Source organism: Knoellia sp. 3-2P3 (assembly GCF_029223115.1).
Lineage (GTDB): Bacteria > Actinomycetota > Actinomycetes > Actinomycetales > Dermatophilaceae > Pedococcus_A.
In genome coordinates, this window is record NZ_JARGZE010000005.1 from 47,742 (window position 1) to 61,484 (window position 13,743).

Here is a 13,743-nt window from a genome sequence, read left to right on the forward strand (position 1 = left end):
GTGGTGTCGACACCGCGCACCGCGAGCGCCCACAGCGCGCCATCGGGGCCGGTGTCGTGGGCGCCCATGTCGAGGAGGTCGGTGTCCGTGAGGGCGCCGGCGGCACGGTCGAGCTGCTGGCGGTGCACCCGGAAGGAGAGCACGTGTTGCCGCGTCACCGTCGTCATGAGCTCACCGTAGGCGTGCCGACCGACACGGTCGGAGGGGGATCAGGTGGTGCGGCGCAGCACCCGCGCCTCCCACGGGCGCAGCACGAGCGGCCCGGACGAGGGGGTGGAGGGCTCCGGGTGGGTGCCGAGCACCAGCTCGGCCGCCGCCCAATGCTCGGCCTCGGGCAGACCCTCGACGGGGTGCGGGTGGCCGCTGAAGTTGGCCACCACGAGCAGGGTCGTCTCACCGAGGGAGCGGGTGAACGCGTAGACCACGGGGTCGTCCGGCAGCAGCATGGTGAAGGTGCCCTCGGCCACCACCGGGTCGGTGTGGCGCAGCTCGATGAGCCGTCGGTAGTGGTGGAACACCGAGTCGGGGTTGGCCAGCGCCTGCTCGGCGTTGACCTCCCGGTGGTTGGGGTGCACCGGGAACCAGGGCGTTCCGGTCGTGAAGCCGGCGTGCCGGGAGGTGTCCCACTGGACGGGCGAGCGGGCGTTGTCACGGCTGCCGAGCCGCAGGGCGTCGAGCACCTCCTCGACGAGCAGGCCCTGGCCGGTCGCCGCGGCGTAGTAGTTGAGCGACTCGATGTCCTTGAACGAGCTGGCGTCGGCGAAGGGCACGTTGGTCATGCCGAGCTCCTCGCCCTGGTAGACGTAGGGCGTCCCGCGGTGCAGGTGCAGCACGGTGCCGAGCAGCTTGGCGGACTCGACGCGGTGCTGGCCGTCGTCGCCGAAGCGCGAGACGGCGCGCGGCTGGTCGTGGTTGTTCCAGTAGAGGCTGTTCCAGCCGACCTCGGCGAGGCCCTCCTGCCACCGGCCGAGCGACGCCTTGAGGTCGACGAGGCTGAGCGGCCGCCGGTCCCACTTGTGCTCGCCGTGGTCGAGGCCGACGTGCTCGAACTGGAAGACCATGTCGACCTCGCGACGGGCAGGGTCGGTGAAGAGGACGGCCTCCTCGACGGTGACGGCCGGCATCTCGCCGACGGTGAGCAGCGAGTCCTTGCGGCCCTCGAAGACCTCGCGGTGCATCTCCTGGAGGAACTCGTGGATCCGCGGCCCGCAGATGTAGAAGGGCGAGCCGTCACCCCAGGGGCCGGGGCCGATGAGCGGGCCGTCGCGCAGCGGAAGGTCCTTGGAGATCATGTTGATGACGTCCATCCGGAAGCCGTCGACGCCGCGGTCGAGCCACCAGCGCATCATCGCGTAGACCGCCTGGCGCACCTGCGGGTTCTCCCAGTTCAGGTCGGGCTGCTTGCGCGAGAACAGGTGCAGGTAGTACTCGCCGCTCTCCTCGTCGAGCTCCCAGGTGGAGCCGCTGAAGAAGGAGTGCCAGTTGGTGGGCTCGGCCCCCGGGACGCCGGCCTTCATCCCCTCCCGCGGCGGGCGCCACCAGTACCAGTCGCGCTTGGGCGAGTCCTTCGACGAGCGCGACTCGACGAACCAGGGGTGCTCGTCGGAGGTGTGGTTGACCACGAGGTCCATGACGATCCGTATGCCGCGGGCGTGCGCCTGCTCGACCAGCTCGTCGAAGTCCTCCAGTGTGCCGAACGTCGGGTCGATGTCCTGGTAGTCGCTGATGTCGTAGCCGTTGTCGTCCTGCGGCGAGGCGTAGATGGGCGACAGCCAGAGCACGTCGATGCCGAGGGTCGCGAGGTAGTCGAGACGCCGGATGACGCCGCGCAGGTCGCCTATCCCGTCGCCGTCACTGTCCTGGAAGCTGCGCGGGTAGACCTGGTAGACGACGGCGGAGTGGAACCATGGGCGCTCGGCTGGCATGCAGAGCAGTCTCCCGAAGGAGTGCGGTGGGCGCGAGCCGCGTCTCAGGCCGCGGGGCCGGCCCTCACTGGCTGCCCTCTTGTCAGCCGTGCGCGCTGGGCACCGTCCGCCTGCCGGATCCAGCCGATGAGCGGACACCCCGCCCGAACCCGTCATCTACCGGCACCTCGGGGATGCAGGTAGCGCCGTTCTGTCCGCACGTCTGGGACGGTCCGAACCCTCGCATCAGGCGTGAGAGCTGTCGTTCCGTCGCGAGGCAGCGGCCAACGTGCCAGGACGAATCACGTCAAGCCGTTACCCGCGTGGGCCGGTATCGCAGGGCGACCGCCCCCGACCGGAACTCATGGCGATCCACGAGCTCGAGCTGGATGCGCTCGCGCAGACCGGCGAGCAACGTCGGCCCGTGTCCGGCAAGGACCGGCTGCACAAGGAACACGTACTCGTCGATCAGTCCCAGATCTGCCAACGCCAGGGGGAGCGTCACGCCACCCACGAAGAGGCCCTCGCCCGGCTCCTGCTTGAGCCGCTGAACCGCTTTCCCCACGTCGCCTCGCACCAGCTCGGCATTCCAATCGACCCCGCTCAGCGTGCTCGACACGACGTACTTCTTCGTCCGGTCGATGGTCTCGGCGAACGGGATCTCCCACTCATCCATCCAGTCAGGCCACGTGCCCGTGGCCGGCCGCCGCCACGCCGACTCCATCATCTCGTAGGTCACCCGGCCGAACAGCAGGGCATCGGCTCGTTCCATCTCAGCGGTCCAGTAGCGCATCGACTCCTCGTCGGGCGGGAGCCCTGCCTCGTGATGGCAGCAGCCGTCGAGTGTGACGTTGATCGAGTATCGAAGTGGTCTCATCTCGTTGCTCTCCCTTGGTGCGCGCAGCGCGTTTTCACCGGACCGTACTCAGACCACTGTCGCCGCGATATCTCATCGGCGCCCGATCCCAGCGGTCACATGGTCCGGCTGGGGCGTGATCGAGCGGTCAAAAGCCGATGAGAAGACTCGCAGCCACCTCGGCCTCCAAGGTGGCGGACTTCGAGATCCGTGGAAACCATCCAACCCGTAGACGCAACCCGGCGCGGGAAACGAACGTCCGCTCGCCGCATTCCGTGCGACAGGGTGTCCGCATTCCACACGCCGCTACAGTCGGGGCATGCCGCCATCCCGCCGCGGGCCGGTCACCGCAACTGAGCTCCATAAGGAGCTCGAAGATCGGTACCGCAACGATCCGGCGTACAAGGCAAGCGTTGACCGCCAGGAAGCAGAACACCGGGCCAGACATGAGGAACTGAGGCGCGCAGAGCGCCCTTTGGTGTCCGCCCTTCAATCCGCTGGGATCCCGGTGGACTCAGTTTGGGAGTTGTACGAGTATCCCGAACTCGGCGAGACGGCGTATCCGCTGCTCCGGGAACACCTTGACCGGGACTACCCGGACCGTATCCTCGACGGCATCGCGCGTGCCTTCACCAAGGACGTCGCACGAACGCACTGGCAGGACCTGCTCGGCATCTACCTCAGCGACGGCCGTCCGGAGGTCCGGGACGGCCTAGCCGCAACATTGAGCGATTGTGCCGTCCGAACCCATTTCGACGACTTGATCGCGATCGTCGAGAACCAGGCACTTGGAGAGTCACGGATCTACTTCCTACGGCCGGTGAACCGCATCGGCAATCGCATGAGTGCGGGCGGCGGGCGGAAGGTCATCGAGCGTTTCGCGAACGACCCTCAGTTGGGCACCGAGGCGAACGCGATCCTGAAAGGACGCGGGCGCAACGACTAAGTCCGTGCGTCAGGATCTGGCGCAGTAAGTGAAAGAGCGAAACTGCCGATGACAGGACGACGGCGTGGACCACAGCTTCCGGCCGGACGCCTCGGGGGAGGATGCGCGCCATGACGGTGCAGCACCCCGAGAAGGGGCGTGAGCCCCTCAAGCGAGAGCAGGTTTGGGTGCGGTGCGAGCCAGTGGGGAAGGTCGACCTACTTGGTCCATCATTCGGCGGCGACCCGTACGGACTCTCCCTGGTGATCGAAGTCGTGGCGGGCGTAGCAGGCGGGCTGTGGCGGCTCGTGGTGGGCAGAGGCCGCTGGCGTGTTCTTGTGACCGAGCCCGGAAGCGACTCAGTGGTCTTCTCGCAGGTCTATAGGAACAAGAGGGCCGCCACCCACGAGGGCATGGCGCAGGTCGAGGCCCTGTTCATTTCCTAGGGCTGCTGGGGGCGCCGTGGGCGCGATCGGTGCCTGTAGTCCGGCATGCTGCAGAGCATGAAGGGTCTTGAGCCCCAGGCAGTGGATTGGCTCGGCTGGGCCGGCGACGACGAACCCCGTCACCTCCAGCAACGTTCGGAAACCCAGACGTTCCTTCGCTTCCTGGAATCACTAACGACCTACGGCGAGGGCTACGCCGAGGTCGCTAGAGGCGATCAGCCGTTTCCGAGGCTCGCGCTGTCGGCTGCATCAAGGCAAAGCGTCATCCACCAGTTCGAGTCCGAGGACAAGTCCTACTTGCTCCGCGGGGACAGGTCAGTCCAGGCCGGCGAAGTCGTCGTGCTCCCGGTGCTCGAGGGGCTGGCCACCTTTTCGGGTGACTTCGTCCTCACTCTTGACCTTGCGGTGGGTGCTGTCGAGGCGTTTGCTCGAGGTGCTGCTGTCGCACGGTTGGGCGAATGGGTCGCACTCTAGAAACACACCCACATGCCGCACTCCGGTCGTGCGGAAATGAGGATGTTGGTTCCGCGTTGTCGGGCTGTGACAACTGGGCCAAGGTACTGCGAACGAACGCTGTACTGTCGCCGCATGCGACCGGTGCGTCTCGCAGCGAGCCCATGGCGCTGGGCATGGCCGCCGTTGATGGCCCTGGCCACGGTCGTTGTGTTGTTCGCGATTACTCCTCCGGGTGGCCCGGGGTGCCCCTCCGTCTGGGGCGCGGCGCAGTACCCCGGGCACGGTCTCGGGGCGCGCTTCTACGACTGTCGGACCTGGGGAGAACAGACAGACGCCACGATCCAGTGGATGTACCTCAGCTTGGGACTCGGGCTATGCCTCCTGTTCGGTGGGTACGCATTCGAAGGGCTGCTGCACAACCGCCATCGTGCACACGAGGCCAGGGACCGGGCCGTCTAGCGCCGTGCTGCATGGGCAGATCGAGCGCTCCTGGGAGCGCTCCGATGCGACCTGGGTGTCGCGCAGTTCCCTGGCGTGCGAATGCAGGAGATTTCGGCGTCCAGCCTCGGGCAGACTGCGGAGCCGCGTATCCCCTCGTCCTGTCAGGCTGAGGGCCGCGGGGCAGCGACGACGGCCGTGCCCGGCGGAAGAGACCGTGTCGACGTGGAGTGCCGCCACAGTCGCAAAGGTCATTCCGGATCCCCCGCGCCGCGTCCAGGGTTGAGGAAGGGGACCGCATGCGTCGGTTTCTCACCAGAGCGGTCACGGGTGTGATCGGCGTCCTTGCGGCGTTGGCAACGACTGGAAGCATCGGGGAATGGCAGAAGGCGCGGGAGCGGGAGCAGATCGCTCACGCGCAGATCGTGACGCTCGAGCATCCGCTGCCGGCTCGACCCGAGCTCTGCCGGCGATCCGATCCTTGTTGGGTCGGTTCTCCGCAGGATCGGCGCCACGGCAAGGAGCTGCAGCAAGCGTTCGAGCGGGCCGGTTGGCTGCACGTGGATTCATACCAGGGCTTTGAGAACTGCTGGTTCCTGTTCGACTTTGTCACCGGCAGGTCCATGTTTCAGTGCTACCCGAAGGGTGGAGGCATGTCAGGAGGCTCCTCCGTACCGGACTACTCGTACCTGCCCCAAGGGGGATGGTGAAGGTCGCTGCCGAGGCCCCGGTGGTGGGGGCACTGGCCGCCACTGAGTATGGAGGGAACTGCAGGAGCGCAGCGCTGCACCTCCACGGGAGTCAACGCCCGCCTGGATGAGCCGAGATATCCGGTTGTCCGATCATGATGATCGCGTCAGGCTCTGGTGCCGTGCCTGCCGACGACGCCTTCGACCTGGGGCCTGTGCCGACCCGTATCCCCGTCACCGAGAAGCTGACGCGGAGTCTGGTGGCAGCGCAGTTCCCGCAGTGGAGCGAACTTCCGATCGAACCGGTGGCCCGCGGCGGCTGGGACAACTGGACCTTCCAACTCGGCACCGACATGGTGGTGCGCCTGCCCAGCGCGTCTGAGTACGCCCAGGCGGTGGAGAAGGAGCATCGCTGGCTTCCGGCGCTTGGCCCGCAACTGCCGTTGCCGGTCCCCGTCCCGCTCGCGAAAGGCGAGCCCACTCCGGAGTACCCACACGCATGGTCCATCTACGGGTGGCTCGACGGCGTGACTGCGACCGCGGACCGCATCGCCGAGCCGGTCCGGTTCGCCCTCGACCTCGCCGACTTCCTGGCCGCCCTGCAGAGCATCGACGCCGCTGAGGGCCCACAGCCGGGAGTCCACAACTGGTTCCGGGGCGGCACTCTGCGCACCTACGACGACTACACCCAGCGCGCGCTGGAGGAACTGGCCGGCCACGTCAACGTGGATCTGGCTCGCGAGATCTGGGCGAACGCACTGGCCGCGCCCTGGGACGGCGTGGACCGTTGGTTCCACGGCGACGTCGCCGAGGGGAATCTCCTGCTGCGAGACGGGCAGCTGGCCGCGGTCATCGACTTCGGGACCTGCGGCGTCGGCGACCCGGCCTGCGATCTGGCCATCGCCTGGACGTTGCTGCCCGACGACGCTCGGCAGGCGTTTCGGTATCGGCTGTCGGTGGATGCGGCGTCGTGGGCACGCGGCCGGGGCTGGGCGCTGTGGAAGGCACTCGCCACCTGCTCGAGCGCCTACGCGGATCCCGAGGACGCGGAGGAGTTTGCCAGTGCGAAGCGCGTCCTCGACGAGATCTTCTCTGAGTACTCAGGCAGTGACTCCGCCACGCCCACGGTCACGGTGGACCCGGGGCGGGGCGTCCGCCGGTAGCCGCGGATGGGGCGGTCGGTGCTGCCGATGCGCGCGCCTCGCCCGTCTTGTCCGGTAGAACGGTGAGCGACCGCGACTGATGGGCGAAGGGGCAGGTGAGCTGTGGAGAACCAAGACATGGGTGCGGCTGCCACATCGCGGGTGTACGTCGACATGGTTGGCGACCTGTTCCACGCGGGACACGTGTCGCTCCTCCGGCAGGCGCGTCGCCATGGTGACTGGCTGGTCGTCGGCGTGCTGTCCGACGACACCGCAGCCTCCTACAAGCGTCGTCCGATCATGACCCTCGCCGAGCGCGTCGCCGTGATCGAGTCGTGCAGGTACGTCGACGAGGTGATCGAGGACGCCCCGCTCCAGGTGACCGAAGAGTTCCTCGCCGAGCGCGGGATCACCAGCGTGGTGCACGGTGACGACTTGTCGCCCGAGGGGGCCGAGTTCGTGTACGGGCCCGCTGCAGCTGCCGGGAATCTCACGTACGTTCGTCGCACGGGAGGAATCTCGACCACGCAGTTGATACAGCGGGTGCTCGACGCGGCCGCCTCACGAAGTGAATGACCGGATCGGCCGCGAACAGGCGCGAACAGGTCGGGGTGGGCGCAGGCCCGATACGTTCACGTCATGCCTCAACTCCTCACGCCCGAGCAGTTCACCATGACCATCGCCGATGGCACGCCCACCATCACCCTGCAAGGCGTCACGCTCTCGACCACCGACGGTTGGTCGATTCTGAATCGGGAGACCCTGCTCGTCGTGGACGGGCCAGGAGAGGAGGGCTTCCTCCTGCCTCGAAGGACCAGCCCCGACGGCGACCTGGCACCGGAGGGCTGGGATGCCGCTGTGGCATCAGCTCGGTCGGTGCGGGTTCTGGCCTCAGGGGCCCGAGTTGCTGCAACCGTGATCGACTAGCACGCACGTCGCGTGTTGACGTCGACGGGCGTTGTTACCGCACCTGGTCGGGTGCAAACGAGCTCGACCGATGACCTCTCAGACGGGGTTGCGCGGAGCAGCCCGCAGGGCGTCAGCGCCCTCCCCGGTGAGGTGGCCGAGGGCGGCGTTCCGTCCGGTGAGCAGCAGCAGGAGGGCGCCGATCGGCCCGGCGACCTCGGGCCCGCTGCCGCGTGTCCAGTCGGCGTCGGTGGCCGTGAGGCGGTAGCCCTCGAGCGGCATCAGGCGGAAGACCGTGGCGAGCCAGCCGCCTCGTGTGTCCCACCGACGCGTCGCGGCGAGCGCGCTTGCCGACGGGGACATCTCGAGCTCCACGCCGAGCGGCACGGCGATGTCCTGGCTGTGCACGAGGATGTCGGTCAGCGTCTCGAGCGGCGTCACGAAGGTGTTGTGCCGCCGCGACCCGATCATCGCCCTGATCGTGCCGGTGATCTCCTCGGTGGGCAGCCGCGACTGGACCAGGGCCGAGTCGTGGATGATCGCGTTCAGCGTCACGCTGCGCAGCATGCTCGGGTTCCGGGCGACGAAGACCGCGACGTCGCGGACGCGCTGCTGCTGCATGGTCAGGTGGGCGGCGACGTCACGCACGGTCCAGCCCTGGCACAGCGACGGGTGCTGCCACTGCTCCTCGGTCAGCTTCTCGAGCAGGTCGGCGGTCCGTGCTCGCTGGTCGTCGATCGCAGCCCACACGGCATCCGCCTGAGCGTCTGTCATCGTGGCCATCTCACCCTCCCTCAGGTGAACACCGGCGGTCGCACCCGGGTGTGTAGTCCCAGGATCGGACCATTATAGTTCGACTGTAGGACTATCTCCAAGGGGTGTGTCATGACCGAGCAGCTGCCGACCAGCCTCCTGATGTACATCGCCTCGCGCGCTGCCTCGGACCGGATCTTCAGCGCCATGCACCACGCGGGGTACGACGTGACCATCGCCCAGGGCCGGCTCCTGATGGGCGTCGACGCCGAGGGCACCCGACTGAGCGTCCTGGCCGACCGCGCCCAGATCGCCAAGCAGACCGCCACCTCCCTCGTCGACAAGCTGGAGCGGGCCGGCTACGTCGAGCGCGTGCCCGACCCCTCCGACGGCAGGGCCCGTCTGGTGCGGCTGACGGCGCGCGCCGAGGCCGCCCGCCCGGTCGCCCGCGCCGAGGAGGCGCGCATCGAGGCCGAGTGGGAGGCCCACCTCGGCCCCGAGCGGATGCACCAGCTCCGGGAGGCCCTGACCGCTCTGCGCGAGATCACCGACCCGTACCGGTAGCCCGGTCCCGGTGGAGACCCTCTACGCCCGCACCAGCTCCTCGCGCTCCTCGCGGCCGGGCTGCCGGGCCAGCAGTGCCCAGAGGATGCACGCGAGGTCGACCGCCTCCTGCGTCCAGGCGCCGATGATCGCGGGCAGCAGGCCCACCGAGGCCACGAGCATGAGGGCCACCGACAGCCCGACCCCGAGCCCGATGGCCTGCCACGCGACCGCCATCGTGCGCCGCCCGATCCGCACGGCCTGCACGGCGCGGTAGAGGTCGTCGAGCAGCACCACGACGTCGGCGGACTCGCTCGCCGCCGTCGACCCGCGCGCCCCCATCGCCATCCCGACGTCGGCTGCCGCCAGCACGGGTGCGTCGTTCACCCCGTCGCCGACCATCATCACGGGGCGGTGCGGCAGGCCCGCGACGATGTCGACCTTGTCCTGCGGCAGCAGGCCGGCCCGCACGTCGTCGATGCCGATCTCCGCGCCCACGTGGGCCGCGGCCGCCGGCGCGTCACCGGTCAGCATCAGCACGTGCGGCACCCCGGCGGCCCGCAGGGCCGTGATGGTGCGACGGGTGTCGTCGCGCACGTGGTCCGACAGGGCCAGCCGACCGGCATACCGGCCGTCGACGGCCACGTGCACCCCGCTGGCGCCGGGCGCGAGGGGCAGGTCGGGTATGCCGCGGACGTGGCCCGCGACGAAGCCCTCCTTCCCGACGACGACGTCGTGGCCGCCCACGGTGGCGCTCACGCCGTGGGCGGTGGACTCGTGGGCGTCGTGGGCGCTGGGCACGCGGAGGCCGCGCTCGCGGGCGCCGGCGACGATCGCCTCGGCGAGGGGGTGGGTCGACAGCTGCTCCACGCCCGCCGCCATGGCGAGCAGCTCGTCGGCCTCGATCCCGTCGGAGACGTCGACGGCGGACAGCTCGGGCGCGCCGCGGGTCAGGGTGCCGGTCTTGTCGAAGGCCGCAGTGCGGATGCGGGCGAGCTGCTCGAGGGTGCCGCCGTTCTTCACGATGATGCCGTGTCGGGCGGCCCGCGACATGCCCGCCATGAACGCGACCGGCGCGGCGATCAGCAGGGGGCACGGGGTGGCCACCACCAGCACCTCGGCGAAGCGGATGGCCTCGCCGCTGAGCCACCAGGCCGCGCCCGCGATGGCGAACGACACCGCGGTGAAGGGCACGGCCACCCGGTCGGCGAGCCGCACGAACGGTGCCCGGGAGCGTTGGGCTTCGCTGACGAGGTTGATGATCTGCTGGTACTGCGAGTCGGCGGCGGAGGCGGTGGTGCGGATGAAGATCGGGCGCGAGCCGTTCACCGACCCGGACATGAGGCGCTCGCCCTGCACGTGCTCGACGGGCAGCGGTTCCCCGGTGAGCGAGGACTCGTCGAAGGCCGCGGAGGCGGTGGTGAGCGTCGCGTCGACCGGCAGCACCTCGCCCGGCTTCACCAGCAGCTCGTCGCCGGGGCGCACGTGGCCCACCGGCACGTCGGTGACGTGGTCGCCGTGGGGGTCGAGAAGGTGGGCCGTGCGGGGGGCTCGGGCCAGGAGGGCCGACAGCTCCCGCTCGGCACGGCCGGCGGCGAGCACCTCGAGGGCGCGGCCCGTGGTCATCATGAGGACGATCACCAGCGACGCCCAGTGCTCGTCGACGGCGACCGTGGAGACGATCGCGGTGATGGCCAGGATGTCGACGCCGTAGCGGCCGGCCCGCAGCTCGGCCACCATGTGGCCCGACCGCACCGCTGCGAAGGCGAGGGTGTAGGCCGACACGGCATACCGTGCCGCCTCCGGCAGGCCGAGGACCTCGAGCGCACCACCGACCGCGCCGACCAGCAGGGTCAGCGTGACCACCCAGTGCCGCCGCGCGAGGGCGGCCGCGGTGCGCATCGTCAGGCGACCTCCGCTGCCTCCGGCTCGACGAGGTGGATCGCGACCTCCGGCTCGATGGTGAGGGTGTTGTGCACGGTGCAGTGGCTCGCGTCGGCGAGCAGGGGCTCACGGCGCGACTCCGGCACCCCGGCCGGCAGCTGCAGCTCGAGGGTGACGGCCAAGACCCGCGCGGGCCGGGTGCCCAGCTCGTAGGCGGCCTCGACCGCGAGGCCCTCGGTGGGCAGGCCATGACGGGCAAGGTAGCGGCGGGCGTAGAAGGCCACGCAGGAGGCGAGGCTGGCGATGAACAGCTCGGTCGGGGTGGGAGCGGTGTCCTCGCCGCCGGCGTCGACCGGCTGGTCCACCGTGACGCGGTGCCCGCGGATGCCGATCTCGAAACGGTCGCCGTCGAGGTGGTCGACGTGCACGGCGGTGGTGGGCGTGCTCACGGGTGGTCCTTTCGCATCTTCCGAGTGTGGTCCCAGATCACCACGAATACCCCTGGGGGTAATAGGGACCTTCGGCACTATTGAGACCGCTGCCCGCCTCCTAGCGTCGTCCACAGCAGAGCAACCAGCACACCCAAGGAGTGGACTGTGATGAGGCGCCTCCTGGTCCTCGGTGGCGGCACCGCCGGCACGATGATCGTCAACAAGCTTCGGCGGAAGCTGGCCCGCGACCAGTGGGAGATCACCGTCGTCGACAAGGATGACGACCACCTCTACCAGCCCGGGTACCTGTTCATGCCGTTCGGCACCTACCGGCCCGAGCAGGTCGTGCGCAAGCGCCACTCGTTCATCACCGACGGGGTCGACCTGGTGCTGGGCGAGATCGACCGGGTGGACGCCGGGGCCAACACGGTGACCCTGGAGGACGGCCGGACCCTCGCCTACGACTACCTGGTCATCGCCACCGGCACCTCGCCCCGACCCGACCAGACCCCCGGCATGCTCGGCGAGCAGTGGCGCAAGAGCGTGTTCGACTTCTACTCCTTCGACGGCTCGAAGGCGCTGGCCGAGGCCATGCGGGACTTCGACCACGGCCGCCTGGTGGTGCACATCACCGAGATGCCCATCAAGTGCCCGGTGGCGCCGCTGGAGTTCACCTTCCTCGCCGACGCCTTCCTCCGCGAGCGCGGGATTCGCGACCGCGTCGAGCTGGTCTACGTCACGCCGCTCTCGGGCGCCTTCACCCAGCCGATCGCCTCCGCCCAGCTCGGGTCGATGCTCGAGGAGCGCAAGATCCTCGTCGAGCCCGACTTCATGGTCGAGAGCATCGACAACGAGAAGAAGGCCCTTGTCTCCTACGACGAGCGCGAGGTGCCCTTCGACCTGCTCGTGACGATCCCGCTCAACATGGGCGCCGACTTCGTCGCCCGCTCGGGTCTCGGCGACGAGCTCAACTACGTGCCGGTCGACAAGCACACCCTGCTGTCGAAGAAGCACGACAACATCTTCGCCATCGGGGACGCCTCCGACATCCCGGCCTCGAAGGCCGGCTCGGTGGCCCACTTCGCCGTCGACATCTTCATCGAGAACTTCCTGGCGCACATCGCGGGCAAGCCGATGACGGGGTCGTTCGACGGCCACGCCAACTGCTTCGTCGAGTCCGGCAACGGCAAGGGCCTGCTCATCGACTTCAACTACGACACCCAGCCGCTGCCCGGCAAGTTCCCCGTCCCCGTCGTCGGGCCGATGAGCCTCCTGAAGGAGACCCGCGCCAACCACCTCGGCAAGCTCGCGTTCCGCTGGATCTACTGGAACGTCCTGCTTCCCGGGCGTCCGATGCCCCTTCCGGTCCACATGTCGATGGCCGGCAAGGTCACCCCCGCAGACACCACCACCGGAAACAAGGAGTGAACACGATGCCCGTCACGACCATCGCCGGCCGCCAGGTGCAGGTCAACGAAGAGGGCTTCATGACCGAGCCCAGCGAGTGGGACGAGGCCCTCGGCGAGACCCTGGCCGCGCAGATCGGCATCGAGATGACCGACGAGCACTGGAAGGCGATCCGTTTCCTGCGCCAGGACTTCGCAGCCCAGGGCGAGACCCCGACGCTGCGCCGCGTCACCGTTGCCGGCGGCATCCCGACCAAGCAGCTGTTCCAGCTGTTCCCGCAGAAGCCGGCCAAGAAGATGGCCTACATCGCGGGCCTGCCCAAGCCCCACGGCTGCGTCTGACGACGTCGACCACGCCGACCACCGCACCGACCACCGCACCGAGAAAGGGTTCTCCATGAGCACCACCGAGACGGCCCCCGCCATCATCCCCGACTTCGGCGCCGAGGCGTCCGAGGGCCGCAAGCTCGCCATCATCTGCTCCAAGGGCAGCCTCGACATGGCCTACCCGGGCCTGATCCTGGCCAACGCCGCCCTCGGCGAGGGCGTGGAGACGCACCTGTTCTTCACGTTCTGGGGCTTCGACATGATCAACAAGAAGACGATGGGCGACCTGAAGTTCACGCCGCTGGGCAACCCGGCGACGCACATGCCTCAGGGCCTGGGAGGGCTCCCGGGCATCACGCACATGGCGACCTCAAAGCTGAAGAAGTCGATCGCCGAGCTCGACGTTCCCGAGGTGCCGGAGTTCCTCGAGCAGATCGTCGCCTCCGGGGGCCACCTGTGGGCCTGCCGCATGTCGGCCGACATGAACCACCTCACCGAGGAGGACCTCTACGAGGAGGTCGAGGCCATCATCAGCGCCAGCGACTTCATCGAGATGACCGAGGGCGCTCAGCTGCTCTTCATCTAGGGAGGCGGCGCGCGCCGGCAACGACCGGTGCGGGGCGGGTATGCCGTGCGG

At 68.8% G+C, this 13,743-nt stretch carries 16 protein-coding genes; 11 read left to right on the forward strand and 5 right to left on the reverse strand.

Annotated elements, in window-relative coordinates:
• Positions 1 to 209: 209 nt before the first annotated feature.
• Both P0Y31_RS14610 and P0Y31_RS14615 read right to left on the reverse strand, forming a co-directional pair.
• Entirely contained in the window at positions 210 to 1,925 is a 1,716-nt protein-coding gene (locus P0Y31_RS14610) for an alpha-glucosidase (protein WP_275870636.1), read from the reverse strand.
• Between the two features lie 286 nt (positions 1,926 to 2,211).
• Positions 2,212 to 2,781 carry a dihydrofolate reductase family protein gene (locus tag P0Y31_RS14615; protein ID WP_275870638.1) on the reverse strand — a complete coding sequence of 190 codons (570 nt, stop codon included), beginning with the start codon at positions 2,779 to 2,781 and terminating at the stop codon, positions 2,212 to 2,214.
• Positions 2,782 to 3,079: 298 nt separating this feature from the next.
• On the opposite strand from P0Y31_RS14615, the gene P0Y31_RS14620 reads away from it, so the two are divergent.
• From P0Y31_RS14620 to P0Y31_RS14650, 7 genes are all read left to right on the forward strand, one after another.
• Positions 3,080 to 3,706: a hypothetical protein gene (locus tag P0Y31_RS14620; RefSeq protein WP_275870640.1), complete on the forward strand. Its 627-nt coding sequence runs from the start codon at positions 3,080 to 3,082 to the stop codon at positions 3,704 to 3,706.
• 110 nt (positions 3,707 to 3,816) lie between these two features.
• A complete protein-coding gene (locus P0Y31_RS14625; RefSeq protein ID WP_275870642.1) occupies positions 3,817 to 4,131 on the forward strand; it encodes a hypothetical protein in 315 nt (104 codons plus the stop codon).
• A gap of 57 nt (positions 4,132 to 4,188) precedes the next feature.
• On the forward strand, positions 4,189 to 4,605 hold the full coding sequence (locus P0Y31_RS14630) for a hypothetical protein (protein WP_275870644.1): 417 nt from the start codon (positions 4,189 to 4,191) through the stop codon (positions 4,603 to 4,605).
• 719 nt (positions 4,606 to 5,324) lie between these two features.
• On the forward strand, positions 5,325 to 5,735 hold the full coding sequence (locus P0Y31_RS14635) for a hypothetical protein (protein ID WP_275870646.1): 411 nt from the start codon (positions 5,325 to 5,327) through the stop codon (positions 5,733 to 5,735).
• A gap of 161 nt (positions 5,736 to 5,896) precedes the next feature.
• Positions 5,897 to 6,877, forward strand: coding sequence for an aminoglycoside phosphotransferase family protein (locus P0Y31_RS14640; RefSeq protein ID WP_275870648.1), 981 nt, complete (start codon positions 5,897 to 5,899; stop codon positions 6,875 to 6,877).
• Positions 6,878 to 6,994: 117 nt separating this feature from the next.
• The gene (locus tag P0Y31_RS14645) at positions 6,995 to 7,432 is read left to right on the forward strand and encodes an adenylyltransferase/cytidyltransferase family protein (RefSeq protein WP_275870650.1); all 438 of its coding nucleotides are present in this window, start codon (positions 6,995 to 6,997) and stop codon (positions 7,430 to 7,432) included.
• 63 nt (positions 7,433 to 7,495) lie between these two features.
• A complete protein-coding gene (locus P0Y31_RS14650; RefSeq protein WP_275870652.1) occupies positions 7,496 to 7,783 on the forward strand; it encodes a hypothetical protein in 288 nt (95 codons plus the stop codon).
• Positions 7,784 to 7,861: 78 nt separating this feature from the next.
• On the opposite strand, the gene P0Y31_RS14655 is transcribed toward P0Y31_RS14650, so the two are convergent.
• Complete coding sequence (locus P0Y31_RS14655; protein ID WP_275870654.1) at positions 7,862 to 8,545, reverse strand: maleylpyruvate isomerase family mycothiol-dependent enzyme; 684 nt, start codon at positions 8,543 to 8,545, stop codon at positions 7,862 to 7,864.
• Positions 8,546 to 8,647: 102 nt separating this feature from the next.
• Here P0Y31_RS14655 and P0Y31_RS14660 point away from each other — a divergent pair, with 102 nt between their 5' ends.
• Positions 8,648 to 9,079 carry a MarR family transcriptional regulator gene (locus P0Y31_RS14660; protein ID WP_275870657.1) on the forward strand — a complete coding sequence of 144 codons (432 nt, stop codon included), beginning with the start codon at positions 8,648 to 8,650 and terminating at the stop codon, positions 9,077 to 9,079.
• Positions 9,080 to 9,100: 21 nt separating this feature from the next.
• On the opposite strand, the gene P0Y31_RS14665 is transcribed toward P0Y31_RS14660, so the two are convergent.
• Together P0Y31_RS14665 and P0Y31_RS14670 are read right to left on the reverse strand one after the other, a co-directional pair.
• A complete protein-coding gene (locus P0Y31_RS14665) occupies positions 9,101 to 10,960 on the reverse strand; it encodes a heavy metal translocating P-type ATPase (protein ID WP_275870659.1) in 1,860 nt (619 codons plus the stop codon).
• A gap of 2 nt (positions 10,961 to 10,962) precedes the next feature.
• Complete coding sequence (locus tag P0Y31_RS14670; RefSeq protein WP_275870661.1) at positions 10,963 to 11,391, reverse strand: OsmC family protein; 429 nt, start codon at positions 11,389 to 11,391, stop codon at positions 10,963 to 10,965.
• Between the two features lie 150 nt (positions 11,392 to 11,541).
• On the opposite strand from P0Y31_RS14670, the gene P0Y31_RS14675 reads away from it, so the two are divergent.
• From P0Y31_RS14675 to P0Y31_RS14685, 3 genes are read left to right on the forward strand one after another with little or no spacing between them, the layout of a single operon-like run.
• Positions 11,542 to 12,801 (forward strand): FAD/NAD(P)-binding oxidoreductase, encoded by a 1,260-nt coding sequence (locus P0Y31_RS14675; protein ID WP_275870663.1) that lies wholly within the window; start codon positions 11,542 to 11,544, stop codon positions 12,799 to 12,801.
• A gap of 5 nt (positions 12,802 to 12,806) precedes the next feature.
• Positions 12,807 to 13,121 carry a TusE/DsrC/DsvC family sulfur relay protein gene (locus tag P0Y31_RS14680; RefSeq protein WP_275870665.1) on the forward strand — a complete coding sequence of 105 codons (315 nt, stop codon included), beginning with the start codon at positions 12,807 to 12,809 and terminating at the stop codon, positions 13,119 to 13,121.
• Positions 13,122 to 13,176: 55 nt separating this feature from the next.
• Positions 13,177 to 13,692, forward strand: a complete 516-nt coding sequence (locus tag P0Y31_RS14685; protein WP_275870666.1) for a DsrE/DsrF/DrsH-like family protein — start codon at positions 13,177 to 13,179, stop codon at positions 13,690 to 13,692.
• Positions 13,693 to 13,743 lie beyond the last annotated feature (51 nt).

Excerpts from the sequence above, each read along its gene's own strand:
- P0Y31_RS14615 (WP_275870638.1), bottom strand. The coding sequence starts at position 2,781 with ATGAGACCACTTCGATACTCGATCAACGTCACACTCGACGGCTGCTGC.
- P0Y31_RS14645 (WP_275870650.1), top strand. The coding sequence starts at position 6,995 with ATGGGTGCGGCTGCCACATCGCGGGTGTACGTCGACATGGTTGGCGAC.
- P0Y31_RS14620 (WP_275870640.1), top strand. The coding sequence starts at position 3,080 with ATGCCGCCATCCCGCCGCGGGCCGGTCACCGCAACTGAGCTCCATAAG.
- P0Y31_RS14675 (WP_275870663.1), top strand. The coding sequence starts at position 11,542 with ATGAGGCGCCTCCTGGTCCTCGGTGGCGGCACCGCCGGCACGATGATC.
- P0Y31_RS14655 (WP_275870654.1), bottom strand. The coding sequence starts at position 8,545 with ATGGCCACGATGACAGACGCTCAGGCGGATGCCGTGTGGGCTGCGATC.
- P0Y31_RS14685 (WP_275870666.1), top strand. The coding sequence starts at position 13,177 with ATGAGCACCACCGAGACGGCCCCCGCCATCATCCCCGACTTCGGCGCC.
- P0Y31_RS14635 (WP_275870646.1), top strand. The coding sequence starts at position 5,325 with ATGCGTCGGTTTCTCACCAGAGCGGTCACGGGTGTGATCGGCGTCCTT.
- P0Y31_RS14650 (WP_275870652.1), top strand. The coding sequence starts at position 7,496 with ATGCCTCAACTCCTCACGCCCGAGCAGTTCACCATGACCATCGCCGAT.
- P0Y31_RS14625 (WP_275870642.1), top strand. The coding sequence starts at position 3,817 with ATGACGGTGCAGCACCCCGAGAAGGGGCGTGAGCCCCTCAAGCGAGAG.
- P0Y31_RS14665 (WP_275870659.1), bottom strand. The coding sequence starts at position 10,960 with ATGCGCACCGCGGCCGCCCTCGCGCGGCGGCACTGGGTGGTCACGCTG.
- P0Y31_RS14630 (WP_275870644.1), top strand. The coding sequence starts at position 4,189 with ATGAAGGGTCTTGAGCCCCAGGCAGTGGATTGGCTCGGCTGGGCCGGC.
- P0Y31_RS14680 (WP_275870665.1), top strand. The coding sequence starts at position 12,807 with ATGCCCGTCACGACCATCGCCGGCCGCCAGGTGCAGGTCAACGAAGAG.
- P0Y31_RS14610 (WP_275870636.1), bottom strand. The coding sequence starts at position 1,925 with ATGCCAGCCGAGCGCCCATGGTTCCACTCCGCCGTCGTCTACCAGGTC.
- P0Y31_RS14660 (WP_275870657.1), top strand. The coding sequence starts at position 8,648 with ATGACCGAGCAGCTGCCGACCAGCCTCCTGATGTACATCGCCTCGCGC.